Source organism: Azospirillum cavernae (assembly GCF_003590795.1).
Taxonomy (GTDB): Bacteria; Pseudomonadota; Alphaproteobacteria; order Azospirillales; family Azospirillaceae; genus Azospirillum; species Azospirillum cavernae.
Map to the genome: position 1 here is coordinate 1302588 of NZ_QYUL01000002.1, position 15246 is coordinate 1317833.

Sequence of the window (15246 nt, forward strand, 5' to 3'; positions counted from 1 at the left end):
CGTGTAATATCCTTTCTCCAAATCACCCCCGGAGCGACCGAGTAAACCATGCGGCGGGTCAAACTCGACCGAATTGACCGTCGAATTCTGCGCGATTTGCAGAACGACGGTCGGATGACCAACGTGGAGCTTGCCCGGCGTGCCGGCATCTCCGCCCCTCCCTGCCTGCGCCGCGTTCGCGCGTTGGAAGAGGCTGGATTCATCCGTGGCTATCACGCCGACGTCAACCCCGATCAACTCGGGTTCGGCGTCACCGTGTTCGCCCAGGTGGGCTTGAGCAGTCAGGCCGAAACCGACCTAAAGAAGTTCGAGGATCTCGTCAACAGTTGGCCGCTGGTGCGTGAATGCAACATGCTGGCTGGCGAGTATGACTTTGTCCTGAAGATCGTGGCGGAGGACTGGGACGATTACCAGCGCTTCCTGACGACCAAGCTGACGGCGGCCCCCAACGTCGCCCATGTGAAGTCGGCGCTGTCGATCCGAACCTCCAAGCACACCCCCGGCGTGCCGATCGACGTCGATTCGCCCGACATCCCGGAAGGGACCGAGGACGACGAAGAGGAATTCGCCGAGGACTGACGGCGTCTGATCCGCTTTTTTGTCGGATGTGAGAGCGGCGGCGCGGGCCACAACCCGGCGCCGCCGTTTTTGTTTGTGGGCTTTGGGTTCGCGCTTCACCCGTGGGCTGGCTCTCTGATGCCTTCGGAGAGGATGCTTTCTTCCGCAGGGGTGCTAATATTGCAATTGCGAGCGCCACCACAGGGGTTGGCGCGGCGTAGCGGGGACGTTCGAGGATGATGGCATCTGCTCTCCGTCAGGTGGTTGTGACTGGGCTGGCGCTTGGCGCTGGGGCGGTGTTGGCCGGTCTTCCCGCCGCTGTTCAGGCCGCGCCGGGCGTGCACGCGGAAGAGATCGTGCGCTTCCCCTCGCAGGACGGCGATTTGACCGGCGGCGCGCCGACGGCCTTGACCGGGCGGTTGCTGCGCCCGACCGGGGCCGGGCCGCACCCGTCGGTGGTCCTGCTGCACGGCTGCGGCGGCCTCTACGCCAAGAGCACGGGGCGAGTCGCGCAGCGCCATGTCTGGTGGGCGACGATGCTTCAGCAGCAGGGCTATGAGGTTCTGATGGTGGACAGTTTCGGCCCACGCGGCGTCGAGGACGTCTGTTCCGGGCCGGTGACGGATCGCCCGGTCCGCGCCGGGATGGAGCGCAAACGCGACGCCTGGGCGGCGCTGGCCTATCTGCGCAGCCGGTCGGAGGTGGACCGCGAGCGCGTCGCCCTGATGGGCTGGTCGCAGGGCGGCGGCACGGTCCTGTCCGCCTATGGGGCGGGAGAGGACGGCCCGGCGGGCAAAGAGGGCGGAGGATTCCGCGCCGCCATCGCCTTTTACCCCGGCTGCAAATCGCCGCTGAAGAATGAGGATTGGCAGCCCGACGGCCCGTTGTTGCTGTTGGTCGGGGAAAAGGACGATTGGACGCCAGCCCAACCCTGTGTCGATCTGGCCCAGCGCGACGGGGTGAAGGAGCGGACGGAGCTGGTCGTCTACCCCAACGCCTATCACGGCTTTGATTCACCGGACGCGCCGGTGCGCAAGCGCAAGAATCTGGCGACCGCCCCCGGCGGCGTCGCCCATGTCGGCACCAACGAGGACGCTCGCCGCGATTCGATCACGCGGGTGACGAATTTTCTGCAAGAACGGGTGAAGGGAACGCGGGGTTAGGGAGTCGCTGTTGCCCCCTCCCTAACCCTCCCCCGCTTCGCAGGGGAGGGGGCTGTGGCGCTTTGCAACAGTCCTGCCCCCTCTCCCGCGTGAGCGGGGGAGGGATGGGGAGGGGGCAAGCGTGACAGGAGCTTAGCGGAACTCCACCGACACGATTTCATACAGCTTGGAACCGCCCGGCGTGGACACTTCCACATTGTCGCCGACCGACTTGTTGATGAGCGCGCGGGCCAGCGGGGCCTGGATCGACAGCAGGCGCAGCTTGATGTCGCTCTCGTCCTGGCCGACGATCTGATAGGTCGTCTCTTCGTCGGTGTCCTGATCGGCCAGGGTCACGGTGGCCCCAAACTTCACGGTGTCGCCCGTCAGCTTGGCGGGGTTGATGACCTCCGCACGGCTGATCTTGTCCTCAAGCTCCAGAACCCGCCCTTCGATGAAGCTCTGGCGTTCGCGCGCGGCGTGATACTCGGCGTTTTCCGACAAGTCCCCATGTTCGCGCGCTTCGGCAATGGCCTTGATGACCGCCGGACGCTCGGAAACTTTAAGATGCTTCAATTCCTCCTGGAGGCGGTTGAAGCCCGCCGCTGTCATCGGAACTTTTTCCATGTGTTCGGTCCATCACCGCTTGCAGTCGTTCGACCCGTCCAAGGCGAAACCAGGGAAAAAGACGGCGCGGAGGAGGTCCGCCGCGCCGTCGTCCACCCTAATACGATCCGCTAAGGTACGACTGCAACGGCGCAACTTCAAGGCTGCCGTTCCGGAGTGCGGCAATTGCCTCCACCGCCGCGCGGGCGCCCGCGACCGTGGTGTAGTACGGGATGTTGTAGGTCAGGGCCGTGCGCCGCAGGCTGAAGCTGTCGGCGAGCGCCTGCGCGCCTTCCGTGGTGTTGATGATGAGGTGGACGTCGCCGTTTATCATCGAGTCGACGATGTGCGGCTGCCCCTCCGCCACCTTGTTGATCGCCTCGGCGGGAACGCCGGCCTCGCGGAACACCGCCGCCGTGCCGGACGTGGCGAGAACGCGGAAGCCCATCTCGTGCAGCTTGCCCGCGATGACCGCCAGGGCGGGCTTGTCGCGGTCCTTGACCGACACGAAGACGGTGCCCTTGACCGGCAGATTGACGCCCGCCCCCAACTGCGCCTTGGCGAAGGCCAGGGCGAAATTATGGTCCAGCCCCATCACCTCGCCGGTGGACTTCATCTCCGGGCCAAGCACGATGTCGACGCCGGGGAAGCGGGCGAAGGGGAAGACCGCTTCCTTGACGGCGGTGTGCGGCGGGTTCGGGCCGTTCAGCGTGAAGGAGGACAGCTTTTCCCCGGCCATGACGCGGGCGGCGATCTTGGCGATGGCGGTGCCGGTGGCCTTGGCGACGAAGGGCACCGTGCGGCTGGCGCGCGGGTTGACCTCCAGGATGTAGACCATGCCGTCCTTGACCGCGAACTGCACGTTCATCAGCCCGACGACCTTCAGCGCGTGGGCCAGCAAATCCGACTGGCGGTTGATCTCGGCGATGGTTTCGCCGGGCAGCGAGTAGGGCGGCAGGGCGCAAGCGCTGTCGCCGGAATGGATGCCCGCCTCTTCAATGTGTTCCATCACGCCCGCGACATAGACGTCCGTGCCGTCGCACACGACGTCCACATCCACCTCGATGGCGTCTTGCAGATAGCTGTCGATCAGCACCGGGTTCTTGCCCGACGCCTGCACGGCGGTCGCCATGTAGCGCTGAAGCCCGGCGACGTCGTGGACGATCTCCATCGCGCGGCCACCCAGCACGTAGGACGGGCGAATGACGACCGGGAAGCCGATGCGGTCGGCGACCAATTCCGCCTCTTCCAGCGAACGGGCCAGACCGTTGGCGGGCTGCTTCAGGTTCAGTTCCTGCAACAGGCGCTGGAAGCGCTCGCGGTCCTCGGCCAGATCAATGGCGTCGGGCGAGGTGCCGAGGATCGGGATCCCGGCGGTTTCCAGCGCTTGGGCGATCTTCAGCGGGGTCTGGCCGCCGAACTGGACGATGCAGCCCAGAACCGTGCCGTTGCGCTGCTCGACGCGGACCAGCTCGATCACGTCCTCGGCGGTCAGCGGCTCGAAATACAGGCGGTCGGCGGTGTCATAGTCGGTCGAGACGGTTTCCGGGTTGCAGTTGACCATGATCGTCTCGATCCCGGCCTCTTGCAGGGCGTAGACGGCGTGGACGCAGCAATAGTCAAACTCGATGCCCTGGCCGATGCGGTTCGGCCCGCCGCCCAGAATGACGACCTTGCGCTTGTCGGTCGGTTCCGATTCGCACTCGGCCTCGCCCGACCCGTCGGTCTCGTAGGTCGAATACATGTAGGGGGTGGCCGAGGCGAATTCGGCGGCGCAGGTGTCGATGCGCTTGAACACCGGGGTGACGCCAGCGGCGCGGCGGGCTGCGGCGGCGGCCAACTCGGTGGTCTTGGTCAGTTCGGCCAGACGGGCGTCGGAGAAGCCCATCTGCTTCAGCGCCAGCCAACCGGCCTTGCTGGTCGGCAGCCCCTCGGCGCGGACCACCGCCTCGCGGTCGACGATGCCCTTGATCTGCTCCAGGAACCACGGGTCATATTTGGACGCGCTCTGCACCTCGGCGATGGTGAAGCCGTGGCGGAAGGCTTGGGCGATGACCAGCAGGCGGTCGGGCGTCGGCTTGGCCAGCGCGCCGCGAATGGTCGAGCGATCCGGGTTGCCGTCGCCGATCTTCAGCTCGTTGAAGCCGGTCAGGCCGGTTTCCATCGAGCGCAGGGCCTTCTGCACCGATTCCTGGAAGGTGCGGCCAATCGACATCGCTTCGCCGACCGACTTCATCGAGGTGGTCAGCAGCGGTTCCGCGCCCTTGAACTTTTCAAAGGTGAAGCGCGGCATCTTGGTGACGACGTAATCGATCGTCGGCTCGAAGCTGGCGGGCGTCGTGCCGGTGATGTCGTTGGTCAGCTCGTCCAGGCGGTAGCCGACGGCCAGCTTCGCCGCGATCTTGGCGATGGGGAAGCCGGTGGCCTTCGACGCCAGCGCCGAGGAGCGCGAGACGCGCGGGTTCATTTCAATGACGATCAGGCGGCCGTTCGCCGGGTTCACGGCGAACTGAACGTTCGACCCGCCAGTGTCCACGCCGATCTCGCGCAGCACGGCGATCGAGGCGTCGCGCATGATCTGGTATTCTTTGTCGGTCAGCGTCAGCGCCGGGGCGACCGTGACCGAATCGCCGGTGTGGACGCCCATCGGGTCGAGGTTTTCGATGGCGCAGATGATGATGCAGTTGTCGGCGCCGTCGCGCACGACCTCCATCTCATACTCTTTCCAGCCCAGCACCGATTCCTCAATCAGCACCTCGCCGACCGGGCTGGCGCGCAGGCCGCCGCGCACGATGTCCTCGAACTCCGCCCGGTTGTAGGCGATGCCGCCGCCGGTTCCGGCCAGCGTGAAGCTGGGGCGGATGATGGTCGGCAGACCGACGATCTCCATCGCCTCCATGGCCTCGGACAGCGTCTTGACCATGCGCGACTTGGGCGATTCCAGCCCCAGCTTGTCCATCGCGTCGCGGAACAGGATGCGGTCTTCGGCCTTGGCGATGACGTCGCGCTTGGCGCCGATCATCTCCACGCCCAGCCGTTCCAGCGTGCCGTCGTCGGACAGCGCCATCGCCGTGTTCAGCGCGGTCTGGCCGCCCATGGTCGGCAGCAGGGCGTCGGGACGCTCCTTTTCCAGGATCTTGGCGACGACCGCCGGGGTGATCGGCTCGATGTAGGTGGCGTCGGCCAGACCGGGGTCGGTCATGATGGTGGCCGGGTTGCTGTTGACGAGAATGACCCGGTAGCCTTCCTCGCGCAGCGCCTTGCAAGCCTGGACGCCGGAGTAATCGAATTCGCAAGCCTGCCCGATGACGATCGGACCCGCGCCGATGATGCAGATGGATTTGATGTCGGTGCGTTTGGGCATGGGTCCGGTTCTCTAGCGTTTGGTCAGCCGAAAACCCCCAGCCGCCGGAAGCCGGAGGCAGGGAGCGGGCGAGGTTTATCGTGCAAGGCCCCCTTATAGGGGGTTCGGGTCCGGGGGGGAAGGGGTGGCATGGATGTCGCTGTCACATGACTGCGTTACCATCGGCTCGCGGGGCGCGTTATGCCGGGCTTGAACCCCATCGCAAAGGGGGGCATCAATTCGTCAGGACAGCTTTTTGGAGACACGGGACCATCAATGAGCCACGCATTCGCCAAGGACAGCCGCGCCTGCGCCGCCTGCGTCTCCTGGGGGGGCGAGCGGGTGATGTCGGAAGACAACACGCTGGTCCGCGTCGCCCGTCACGGCGCCGAAGGCGAATGCCGCACGGCCAGCAGCCAGGATTACCGCAAGGTCACGAAGGGCTATCACACCTGCCAGGCCTGGGCGCCGCTGCCGATGCTGAAAAAGCATGGCGGACGGATCGGCGGGCCGGTGGCCTCGACCGGCGGGGTTCCGCCCTCGGCCTCGGCCATTCTGGCGACCACGCCGCCACCCGCTGGCGCTGCGGCGGCTGGGCCGTCACCGGCGACCGCCGCCGCGCCGGAGGCCGAAGCGCCGCCCTGCCGCGCCGACCCGCTGGACGTGGACCAAACCCCGCAGGTCCGCGTTCTCTACACCCATTGGCTGAGGCTGAAGCGCAAGCGGGCGATTCCGCTGGTGCGGGAGATCGACACCGCGCAAATCCGCGAAACGGTGCCGCGCATCTGCCTGATGGAGCCGACCGCCGACGGGACGGATTTCGTCTACAAATCCTGCGGGCGCGCCCTGCAACGCCGCCTCCCCCTGCGCCCGACCACCCGCCGGGTGACGGAATGCCACCCGCCGCAAGCCGCCCAACGCTGGCTGGCCGACCTGCGCGCCTGTCTGGAGAGCGGCGAGCCGCGTTGCCTGATGGTGCGCGACGACCCGATGCTGCCGGGAACGCGCTTCGTCGAGCTGCTGCTGCCGCTGGCCGACGAGGATGGCGGCAAGGCGACCCGTGTTCTGGCCTACCGCCACGTTCCCGGCGGCTGAGGGGCCAGCCGATGGCGACGGACGGGCCACGGGCGGGCGGGCCATCCCAGACTCCACGGGGTGAGAAGCCAGCGGGCGGCGTCGGCCCGGAGATCGTCGGCGTCTGGCCCGCCGCCGTGTGGATCATCGTCGGAACGCTGGTTTTCCTCGCCCATCCCGATCATTTCGCCGGGTGGAAGGGCGGGCTGTATTACGTGCTGGGCACCGGGGTGGTGGCGCTGGTCGGCGGCCTTGTCGGCCTGTCGGCCCGCCGGGCGGTCAACGGCGTTCAGGACCGGCTGCTGACCGAAGTCCACCACCGCCGCGATTGGGCGAGCTGGTGGGTGGCGCTGGGCCTGCGCGGGCTGCTCGGCCTGTTGGAAGCGGTGGGGGTGACGCTGCTGGCGCTGGCCGCGCTGGATGTATTGGGGTGATGCAATCGCTATGAGGGTGAGCTTTCGAGTTTATCAATTATTTTGACGCAACGCCCTTTGTGTTTGCTCTTTTCGTTGTATCGTCGTTCGGGCGTCTGGCCCGAGAGCCAACGGATGGGGAACAGCATGGCAAGCGTCAACATTGTGGTGAGCACAGGGTTCAATCAGGAGTTCCGGCAAAATCCGCAAACGTCGCCTGGCTATATTTACAATTACCTGACCAGCGACGAGACCTATTTCGTCAATCAAATCGCGCCGTTTCTGCCAAAATACGTGTCGTTTTCGGCGGATCCGGAGAATGATCCGTTGATCTTCACCACAGATGAGCCGGGGCAGAACGCGCTTCCCTGTTGCAGCACCATCTACCCCTATCCGGGGGACGCTCCGGCGTCTCTGCCGCGACAGCTTGGTCTGCAATTGTCGAACGGGATCACGGTGCAGCTTCAACTGATTGCGCGCACCCTGTCCTTCACGCCGTTGGCCAGCGAATCGTCGGACGAGCAATGGGCCAAGGGCGAGATTGAGCGCCAGACGTCGGTGACGTTTCCCGCCGGAAGCGTGTTGCAGGAAATCATCGGCCCGGAGGGGGAACGGTACGCGCTGGTCGCCGCGTTCAGCGACAGCGGTTACGACGTTGATTCCGTTGATGGCCTTGCCGATTTGCCCCTGCCGACCGGCTACAGCTATCAAAGCTCGGTGCTGACCAGCTATCTGACGCTGGCGGTGGAGAAGACGGCGCACATTCTGATTTGCGGCAGCTTCAACTTTCAGCTTTTTCCAGGCGGTGACTGACGGTTGACGCGCGCGTCCCTCTCCCGCTTTGCGGGAGAGGGACGCTTCGTCGTCACTTCACCGCGCTGGCGTTCCAGCCGGGTTCGATTCCGTGCATGTCGGGCAGGCGGTGGGCGATGCCCTTGTGGCAGTCGATGCAGGTTTTTTCCCCGGTGAACAGGAAGGTTTCGTGCATCTTCACCGCGCGCGGGTTCTGTTTGGTGATGTCCATCGATTCGGCGCTGTGGCAGTTGCGGCATTCCAACGAGTTGTTGGCCTTCAGCCGGTCCCATTCGTGCTCGGCCAGTTCGCGGCGCTTGTCGAGGAACTTTTCGCGGGTGTCGATGGTGCCGAAGATCTTGCCCCAGACCTCTTTGGACGCCTGCATCTTGCGGGCGATCTTGTCGGTCCATTGGTGCGGGACGTGGCAATCCGGGCAGCTCGCCCGCACGCCCGAACGGTTGGTGAAGTGGATGGTCTGCTTCAACTCCTCGTAAGGGTTGTCGCGCATCTCGTGGCAACTGATGCAGAAGGCTTCCGTGTTGGAGGCCTCCAGAGCGGTGTTGAAGCCGCCCCAGAACAGCACCCCGGCGACGAAGCCGCCCAAGGTCAGGAAACCCAAGCTGTAATGCACGCTGGGCCGCGCGAAGACGCGCCAGCACGCCGCGACCGCGTTTCGGATCGCCGTTGTGATCGCCATGTTACTTCGCGCCTTCCTTCGCCGGAGCGGTGCTCAACACCGCGTCGAAATCGCGGAAGCGGTTGCCGACGATGGGTTTGGCGTCGGTCTGCGGGACATGGCACTGGGTGCAGAAATAGCGGCGCGGCGACACGGTGCCCAGCGTTTGGCCGTCGCGGTCCTGGAAATGCGTGACCGAGACCATCGGCGCTTGCGAGCCTTCGACGTTCCGCCGGTCATGGCAGGTCAGGCATTTGTTGACGTTCAGGTCGATCTGGTAATCGCGGACGGCGTGCGGGATCAGCGGCGGCTGGTCGGCGTAATTGCGCACGCGCTTCACGTCGTCGACGATCTCGCGGTTGGTCGCCTCCGCCGGACGATCCAGGGTGATCGGGTGCGGGCCGGAGGAGACGACCGGACCAGAGAGGGCTGGCCCCGGCTTGCCGTCGGCGGCGACGACGCCGGAGACGCCCCCCATGAGAAGCGCCGGGATGGCGGCGGTCAGGACCAGGGCGGCGATCAGGATTCGGGATGTCATGGTCGGTCTCCTCACGCGCTCACGGGGGTGATCTTGACCGCGCATTTCTTGTAGTCGGTCTGTTTGCTGATGGGGTCGGTGGCGTCCAGCGTCACCTTGTTGATGAGCACGGTGTGGTCGAAGAAGGGCACGAAGATCAAACCGCGCGGCGGCTTGTTGCGCCCGCGCGTCTCCACCCGCACCCGCACCTCGCCGCGCCGCGAGGTGACGCGCACCTCCTGCCCGCGCCGGACGTTCAACTGCTTGGCGTCGTCGGGGTGCATGAAGGCCACGGCGTTGGGAAACGCCTTGCGCAGTTCGGGCACGCGCAGGGTCATGGATCCGCTGTGCCAATGCTCGATCACCCGCCCGGTCGAGAGCCAGAAGGGGTAATCGGCGTCGGGCGATTCGGCGGGCGGCTCATAGGGCAGGGCGAAGACGTTCGCCTTGCCGTCCTTGTTGCCGTAAAAACGCACGCCCTCGCCCGCCTTCACATAGGGGTCATAGCCTTCGCGGTAGCGCCATTTGGTTTCCTGGCCGTTGACCACCGGCCAGCGCAGGCCGCGTTCGACGTGGTACTGCTCGAAATCCGCCAGATCATGGCCGTGGCCGCGCCCGAAGGCGGCGTATTCCTCGAACAAGCCCTTTTGCAGGTAGAAGCCGAACTGCTTGGCCTCGAAATTCTCGTACTCCGGGGCGCAGTCGGACAGCGGGAAGCGGTCCACCTGCCCGTTGCGGTACAGCACGTCGAACAATGTCTTGCCGCGCAGCTCCGGCTTTTTCGCCAGCAGCTCTTCCGGCCACACCTCTTCCACCGTGAAGCGCTTGGAGAATTCAACGATCTGCCACAGGTCGGACCGCGCGCCGTCGGGCGCGTTGACCAGTTGCCGCCACAATTGGGTGCGGCGTTCGGCGTTGCCGTAACCGCCCTCCTTCTCCACCCACATGGCGGTGGGCAGGATCAGGTCGGCGGCCAGCGCCGTCACCGTCGGGTAGGGATCGGACACGACGATGAAGTTTTCCGGGTTGCGGTAGCCGGGGAAGGTCTCTTTCGCCGTGTTGGGCGCCGTCTGCATGTTGTTGTTGCATTGGACCCAATAGGCGTTGAGCTTGCCGTCCTTCAGCATGCGGTCCTGCAACACCGCGTGATAGCCGGGCTTTTCGGGAATCGTGCCGTCGGGCAGCTTCCAAATCTCTTCGGCGTGGCGGCGGTGTTCGGGGTTCGTCACCACCATGTCGGCGGGCAGCCGGTGGGAGAAGGTGCCGACCTCGCGCGCCGTGCCGCAGGCCGAGGGCTGGCCGGTCAGCGAGAAGGGGCCGTTGCCGGGCTGGGCGATCTTCCCGGTCAGCAGATGAATGTTGTAGCAGAGGTTGTTGGCCCAGACGCCGCGCACATGCTGGTTGAAGCCCATGGTCCACAAGGACATGACCTTCACCTTGGGATCGGCGTAGAGCGCGGCGAGCGCCTCCAGCCGGTTCTTCGGCACGCCCGACAGTTCGTGCGCCTTGTCCAGCGTGTAGGGGGCGACGAAGGCCGCGAATTCTTCAAAGCTGATCGGGTCGGATTCGGTGGCCTTGTCGGCGTTCTTGGCCTTTTTCTCCAGCGGGTGTTCGGGCCGCAGGCCGTAACCGATGTCGTCGCGCCCGCGTTTGAAGTTGCAGTGCTTGGCGACGAAGTCCTTGTCAACCTTGCCGGTTTGGATGATGTGGTTGGCGATGTAGTTCAGGATCGCCAGATCGGATCCCGGCGTGAAGACCATGCCGATGTCGGCCAGATCGAAGCTGCGATGCTCGAAGGTGGACAGAACGGCGACCTTGCAACCGGGGTGGCTCAGGCGGCGGTCGGTGATGCGGGTCCACAGGATCGGGTGCATCTCCGCCATGTTCGATCCCCAGAGAACGAAGGCGTCGGCGTTCTCCATGTCGTCGTAACAGCCCATCGGCTCGTCCATGCCGAAGGTCCGCATGAAGCCCATGACCGCCGAGGCCATGCAGTGGCGCGCGTTCGGATCCAGATTGTTGGAGCGCAGACCCGCCTTCATGAATTTGGACGCGGCGTAGCCCTCATAGATCGTCCACTGGCCGGAGCCAAACATGCCGACGGAGGTCGGCCCCTTCTTCTTCAGGGCCTCCTTCCACTTCTCGGCCATGATGTCGAAGGCTTGATCCCAGGTGATCGGGGTGAATTCGCCTTCCTTGTCGAACTTGCCGTTGGTCATGCGCAGCAGCGGCGTGGTCAGCCGGTCTTCGCCATACATGATCTTGGACAGGAAATAGCCCTTCACGCAGTTCAGGCCCCGGTTGACCTCCGACTTCACGTCGCCGTGGGTGGCGACGACGTTGCCGTCCTTGACGCCGACCATGACGCTGCACCCGGTGCCGCAGAAGCGGCAGGGAGCCTTGGACCAAGTCAGCTTGGCGCCCTCGCCGGTCAGCAGGTTTCCGGCGGAGGCGGGCAGGCTGACGCCCGCCGCCGCTGCGGCGGCTGCGGCGGCCTGCGCCTTCAGATAATCGCGGCGGGACAACAACATGCGGGGAACTCCTGGGCCGAAGAGGCGTCGATGGGCGGGCGGACGGGGGGCAGATGGACGGGATCAGGGCGCGGCGTGGTTGGCCGCAGGGCCATCCGTTGGGCCGTCGATGGCGTCCGCCGATTCGTAATGGTGGTAGACCATGGTGACGGTGTGGACGCCGGGCAGGGCGTTCAGCGCGGCGATGCGGTCCATGACCGCGCCGGCGCTGCGCGTCACCAGCGTCACCACCGCCTTGCCGTTTTCCGACACGCACCAGTCCAGCCCGTCGATGGCGCTGGCCGCCGCCTGGATGGCGTCGGTTTGCGCCGGTCTGTGCTGGATGACGAGGCTGGAGATGTGGATCTCCGGCGTCCGGCTGACGGGCGTGGCGGCGGCGGTGGGCGATGGCGTCGGGTTGATCGGCATGGCGGCGTCCCTCAATGGGTCAGCATCTGGTAAATCCAGATGGAAAAGCCGTAGGCGCCGACCGAACCGACGGCGATCAACGGCCAGACCAGAACGGACAGCGCCAGAAACATCAGGGTTTCGGCGCGGCGGGAAGGAGTGGCGGAGGATGTGGACGGCGTCATGGTGGGTCTCGATCCGTCAGAGCAATTGGCCCCTAGGTATGAGGCATTATCGGTCCTTAGTATTGGTCCTTTCCGAAGGGCTTGAAATTGACCCAGGTCAAGCGGGGGGATTCTTGCCGCCTCGCCGTCTTTGAAAAGACATTGCTAATCCAAGGGTGTAGGCTTCCCGCCCCACCGCCCCCGCATGGATTGGACCGATCGCCGATGGATGTCCTGCTGTCCTACTGGTCGCACGCCGAAATCATCACCAACGGGTTGATTTTGCTTCACCTTCTTGGCGCGCTGGCGCTTGGGATGCTGATGGGGTACGAGCGCTCCTACCATGGTCGGGCGGCGGGGATGCGGACCTATGGGCTGGTCTGCGTGGCGTCCGCCATGCTGACGGTGGTCAACGCCTATCCCGGCATGTGGTACGGCGGCCTTGGGCCGCAGGGGGCCACTGGGGCGGGCGACCCGACTCGGGTGATCCAGGGCATCGTCACCGGCATCGGTTTTCTCGGGGCCGGGGTCATCATGCGCGAAGGTCTGTCGATCCGGGGGCTGTCCACCGCCGCGTCGATCTGGGCCACGGCGGCCATCGGCGTGACCATCGGGCTTGGCTTTTACATCGTCGCCATCGCGGCGGCGCTGGTCTGCGTCTTCATCATGAGCATGTTCCGCCAGTTGGAAGCCAAGCTGCCGCACCAGACGGTGATCCACATGACTCTGGTCTTCGCCCGCGACCGGGCGCCCCCCGCCGAGGAGGTGCGCGCCAAGGCCAAGGAGTTTGGATTCGAGGTGACGGATTGGGCCTTTCACCTGAAAAACGGCACCGGCCTGTTTGAGTATCAGCTTGTGCTTCAGGCGAACGGGCTGCTGGATCCGATGACGCTCATCACCGGCCTGAGCGCGACGGATTCGTTGGTGGAGTTCCGCCTGTCGCCGTCGCGCATTTGAAACACGGAAATTGCTTTGATCTCTTAATGTTTTTCGGGGGAAAGTCCCGTTGCGCCATTTCCGTGAGCGTGATGGGGGGAGGCATGGTGGCGAGAGGATGGACGGGCCGTTTCCGATGGGTCGCCGCCCTGCTGGCCGGACTTGTTTTTGTTGTCGGGCTGTTCACGCCCAACCATGACGCTTGGGCCGACGCGCCGCAGCCCCTGCGTTTGACGGCGGCGACGGCGGGGGCCTCGCTGTCCGGCCATTTCAGCCAATTGATCGACGCCCAGCGGGCGCTGTCCTTCGCCGACGTCCTGCGGGCCGACGCCGAGGGGCGCTTTGTCGCGGGGGGGATTTCCGGGGGTGGGGCAGACCAGGGCGATCCACTGGTACCGCTTTGACCTGTCGCGCGAGCCGGGGGCCAACGCCGAATGGCTGCTGGAGATGGGCGAGCCTTACATCGACCATCTTGATCTGCACGTCCCGCTCACCGCCGGTCAAACCCCAACAGGGCCAGAGGGCTACCGAGTCATCCGCATGGGCGACTTCGTGCCCTACAGCCAGCGCCCGATGCAGACCCGATTGCACAGCACGCCGCTGGAATTGCCGGAGGGGCAAACGGTCACGGTCTATCTGCGCATCGATTCGGTCAGCGCCATCAGCCTGTCGGCGGCGCTGTGGACGCCCAAGGCCTTCATCGCCCGCCAGACCACGGCGCTGCTGTTCCATGGCATGTTCTTTGGCGTTTTGGTGGTTCTGGTGGTTGTCTATTTGGCGCTTGGCGCGCTGCTGCGCGATTCGGTGCTGCTGACCTACACCGCGTACGTTGCGTTGATGCTGCTGTATTTTCTGTTCGCCACGGGCGTTGCGGCGACGTTTCTGCCTGACGCGCCGGGGTGGCTGCTGAATTTGGCGGTTGGGGGCTTGGGCTTTCTTGGCACGGCCATCGTCATGCAGTTGTGGCGGCGGCTGCTGAATCTGCGCCGCAATTTCCCCCGGCTCCAGCATGTCTATCGCGGGTTGGGGGTGTTGGCGGTGCTGGCGGTGCCGTCGTCGCTGACGCCCTGGTTCAGCGTCGTCAGTCCGGTGATTTCGACCCTTGGGGCCTCAATGTCTCTGGTCAGCCTCATCTTGATCGTGATCCTGATGCGGCGTGATCCACGCGACAGCAGCCTGCGTTTCTATCTGGCCTGCGCGCTGTCCTCGATCATCGGCATGGTGCTGTCGCAATTGAAGCTGCGCGGGGTGTTGCCGTCCGACTTGTCGATCGAGCCTTACCCGGTCGCGGCGCTTTTGGGCGTTCTGATTCTGGGGGCCGGGCTGGCGCTGCGCATCCGGCGCTTGCAGACCGAGCGGGTGCGGGCCGAGGAAGGCGTCGCCTTCGCCACCAAACGGGCGGAGGAGCAGCGGATCTTCGTCGCCATGCTGTCGCACGAATTCCGCACGCCGCTGGCCTCCATCGACGGGGCGGCGCAGATGATCGCGCTCGACGTTCAGGACGCGCCGCCGCTGGTCAAGCGGCTGGAGCGCATCCGCAGCACCACCCGCAAGCTGGCCGATCTGGTCGATGTGTTCCTGTCCACCCAGGCGCTGGATCATGGCGCGCTGGCGCTGCAACTGGAATGGATGACGGTTGGCCGCCTGCTCGACGCGGCGATGGACGGGGTGACGGCGGCGGACGCCGAAACGCGGGTGGTGGTGACGACCCGCGTCGCCGACCGGGAACTGCGCGGCGATCTCCAATTCCTGTGCGTCGCCATCACAAACGTGATTCAGAACGCCCTGCGCTATTCCCCTCCCGACGCCCCGGTGGTGGTGACGGCGGAGGGCGCGCCGGGGGGATCGTCATCCGCGTCGCCGATCAAGGGCGCGGCATGAGCGGCGAGGAGGTGGCGCGCATCGGCGCCATCTATTTCCGGGCGTCGTCCTCGCGCGGGACCAAGGGGTCGGGCATCGGGCTGTACATGACGCACAAGATCGTCGCGGCCCATGGTGGGCGGCTGTTGGTGGAAAGCCGGGACGGGATGGGGTCGATTTTCACCATTCATCTGCCGGACCAGGCGGCGTTCCCCGCGCCTGCCGCCGACTGACCGCTGTTGGC

16 protein-coding genes are annotated in these 15246 nt (G+C 65.4%); 9 read left to right on the plus strand and 7 right to left on the minus strand.

The window, feature by feature from the left end; genetic code table 11:
- Window positions 1-48 precede the first annotated feature (48 nt).
- Together D3877_RS17565 and D3877_RS17570 are read left to right on the plus strand one after the other, a co-directional pair.
- Window positions 49-579, plus strand: coding sequence for an Lrp/AsnC family transcriptional regulator (locus D3877_RS17565; RefSeq protein WP_119831991.1), 531 nt, complete (start codon window positions 49-51; stop codon window positions 577-579).
- Window positions 580-794: 215 nt separating this feature from the next.
- Window positions 795-1721 (plus strand): dienelactone hydrolase family protein, encoded by a 927-nt coding sequence (locus D3877_RS17570; RefSeq protein ID WP_119831992.1) that lies wholly within the window; start codon window positions 795-797, stop codon window positions 1719-1721.
- A gap of 132 nt (window positions 1722-1853) precedes the next feature.
- Here the strand turns inward: D3877_RS17570 and greA are convergent, their stop codons facing one another.
- The gene (gene greA, locus D3877_RS17575; protein ID WP_119831993.1) at window positions 1854-2327 is read right to left on the minus strand and encodes a transcription elongation factor GreA; all 474 of its coding nucleotides are present in this window, start codon (window positions 2325-2327) and stop codon (window positions 1854-1856) included.
- Window positions 2328-2424: 97 nt separating this feature from the next.
- Entirely contained in the window at window positions 2425-5670 is a 3246-nt protein-coding gene (gene carB / locus D3877_RS17580) for a carbamoyl-phosphate synthase large subunit (protein WP_119831994.1), read from the minus strand.
- Window positions 5671-5925: 255 nt separating this feature from the next.
- Between carB and D3877_RS17585 the strand changes: the two genes are divergently transcribed.
- From D3877_RS17585 to D3877_RS17595, 3 genes are all read left to right on the plus strand, one after another.
- The gene (locus D3877_RS17585) at window positions 5926-6744 is read left to right on the plus strand and encodes a PAS domain-containing protein (protein WP_119831995.1); all 819 of its coding nucleotides are present in this window, start codon (window positions 5926-5928) and stop codon (window positions 6742-6744) included.
- An 11-nt stretch (window positions 6745-6755) separates the two neighbouring features.
- Window positions 6756-7157 carry a hypothetical protein gene (locus tag D3877_RS17590; RefSeq protein ID WP_147395222.1) on the plus strand — a complete coding sequence of 134 codons (402 nt, stop codon included), beginning with the start codon at window positions 6756-6758 and terminating at the stop codon, window positions 7155-7157.
- A gap of 126 nt (window positions 7158-7283) precedes the next feature.
- Window positions 7284-7949, plus strand: coding sequence for a hypothetical protein (locus tag D3877_RS17595; RefSeq protein ID WP_147395223.1), 666 nt, complete (start codon window positions 7284-7286; stop codon window positions 7947-7949).
- A gap of 52 nt (window positions 7950-8001) precedes the next feature.
- Here D3877_RS17595 and D3877_RS17600 read toward each other — a convergent pair whose 3' ends face one another.
- The 5 genes from D3877_RS17600 to D3877_RS17620 all read right to left on the minus strand — a co-directional run bounded on the left by D3877_RS17600 (window position 8002) and on the right by D3877_RS17620 (window position 12227).
- Window positions 8002-8628: a NapC/NirT family cytochrome c gene (locus D3877_RS17600; protein ID WP_119831998.1), complete on the minus strand. Its 627-nt coding sequence runs from the start codon at window positions 8626-8628 to the stop codon at window positions 8002-8004.
- Window position 8629: 1 nt separating this feature from the next.
- On the minus strand, window positions 8630-9145 hold the full coding sequence (locus D3877_RS17605; protein WP_119831999.1) for a nitrate reductase cytochrome c-type subunit: 516 nt from the start codon (window positions 9143-9145) through the stop codon (window positions 8630-8632).
- 11 nt (window positions 9146-9156) lie between these two features.
- A complete protein-coding gene (napA, locus tag D3877_RS17610; protein ID WP_119832000.1) occupies window positions 9157-11655 on the minus strand; it encodes a nitrate reductase catalytic subunit NapA in 2499 nt (832 codons plus the stop codon).
- Window positions 11656-11718: 63 nt separating this feature from the next.
- Complete coding sequence (locus D3877_RS17615; RefSeq protein ID WP_119832001.1) at window positions 11719-12063, minus strand: chaperone NapD; 345 nt, start codon at window positions 12061-12063, stop codon at window positions 11719-11721.
- 11 nt (window positions 12064-12074) lie between these two features.
- Window positions 12075-12227: a periplasmic nitrate reductase, NapE protein gene (locus D3877_RS17620; RefSeq protein WP_119832002.1), complete on the minus strand. Its 153-nt coding sequence runs from the start codon at window positions 12225-12227 to the stop codon at window positions 12075-12077.
- Window positions 12228-12431: 204 nt separating this feature from the next.
- On the opposite strand from D3877_RS17620, the gene D3877_RS17625 reads away from it, so the two are divergent.
- The 4 genes from D3877_RS17625 (at window position 12432) to D3877_RS29910 (ending at window position 15235) form a co-directional block, all read left to right on the plus strand.
- Window positions 12432-13163 (plus strand): MgtC/SapB family protein, encoded by a 732-nt coding sequence (locus D3877_RS17625; RefSeq protein WP_119832003.1) that lies wholly within the window; start codon window positions 12432-12434, stop codon window positions 13161-13163.
- Between the two features lie 83 nt (window positions 13164-13246).
- Window positions 13247-13546: a hypothetical protein gene (locus D3877_RS17630; protein ID WP_147395224.1), complete on the plus strand. Its 300-nt coding sequence runs from the start codon at window positions 13247-13249 to the stop codon at window positions 13544-13546.
- Entirely contained in the window at window positions 13509-15023 is a 1515-nt protein-coding gene (locus D3877_RS17635) for a sensor histidine kinase (RefSeq protein WP_158599940.1), read from the plus strand. The genes D3877_RS17630 and D3877_RS17635 overlap by 38 nt, the downstream gene beginning before the upstream one ends.
- On the plus strand, window positions 15020-15235 hold the full coding sequence (locus D3877_RS29910; protein WP_158599941.1) for a sensor histidine kinase: 216 nt from the start codon (window positions 15020-15022) through the stop codon (window positions 15233-15235). Before D3877_RS17635 ends, D3877_RS29910 begins: the two co-directional genes overlap by 4 nt.
- Window positions 15236-15246 lie beyond the last annotated feature (11 nt).

Excerpts from the sequence above, each read along its gene's own strand:
- D3877_RS17565 (WP_119831991.1), top strand. The coding sequence starts at position 49 with ATGCGGCGGGTCAAACTCGACCGAATTGACCGTCGAATTCTGCGCGAT.
- D3877_RS17570 (WP_119831992.1), top strand. The coding sequence starts at position 795 with ATGATGGCATCTGCTCTCCGTCAGGTGGTTGTGACTGGGCTGGCGCTT.
- greA (WP_119831993.1), bottom strand. The coding sequence starts at position 2,327 with ATGGAAAAAGTTCCGATGACAGCGGCGGGCTTCAACCGCCTCCAGGAG.
- carB (WP_119831994.1), bottom strand. The coding sequence starts at position 5,670 with ATGCCCAAACGCACCGACATCAAATCCATCTGCATCATCGGCGCGGGT.
- D3877_RS17585 (WP_119831995.1), top strand. The coding sequence starts at position 5,926 with ATGAGCCACGCATTCGCCAAGGACAGCCGCGCCTGCGCCGCCTGCGTC.
- D3877_RS17590 (WP_147395222.1), top strand. The coding sequence starts at position 6,756 with ATGGCGACGGACGGGCCACGGGCGGGCGGGCCATCCCAGACTCCACGG.
- D3877_RS17595 (WP_147395223.1), top strand. The coding sequence starts at position 7,284 with ATGGCAAGCGTCAACATTGTGGTGAGCACAGGGTTCAATCAGGAGTTC.
- D3877_RS17600 (WP_119831998.1), bottom strand. The coding sequence starts at position 8,628 with ATGGCGATCACAACGGCGATCCGAAACGCGGTCGCGGCGTGCTGGCGC.
- D3877_RS17605 (WP_119831999.1), bottom strand. The coding sequence starts at position 9,145 with ATGACATCCCGAATCCTGATCGCCGCCCTGGTCCTGACCGCCGCCATC.
- napA (WP_119832000.1), bottom strand. The coding sequence starts at position 11,655 with ATGTTGTTGTCCCGCCGCGATTATCTGAAGGCGCAGGCCGCCGCAGCC.
- D3877_RS17615 (WP_119832001.1), bottom strand. The coding sequence starts at position 12,063 with ATGCCGATCAACCCGACGCCATCGCCCACCGCCGCCGCCACGCCCGTC.
- D3877_RS17620 (WP_119832002.1), bottom strand. The coding sequence starts at position 12,227 with ATGACGCCGTCCACATCCTCCGCCACTCCTTCCCGCCGCGCCGAAACC.
- D3877_RS17625 (WP_119832003.1), top strand. The coding sequence starts at position 12,432 with ATGGATGTCCTGCTGTCCTACTGGTCGCACGCCGAAATCATCACCAAC.
- D3877_RS17630 (WP_147395224.1), top strand. The coding sequence starts at position 13,247 with ATGGTGGCGAGAGGATGGACGGGCCGTTTCCGATGGGTCGCCGCCCTG.
- D3877_RS29910 (WP_158599941.1), top strand. The coding sequence starts at position 15,020 with ATGAGCGGCGAGGAGGTGGCGCGCATCGGCGCCATCTATTTCCGGGCG.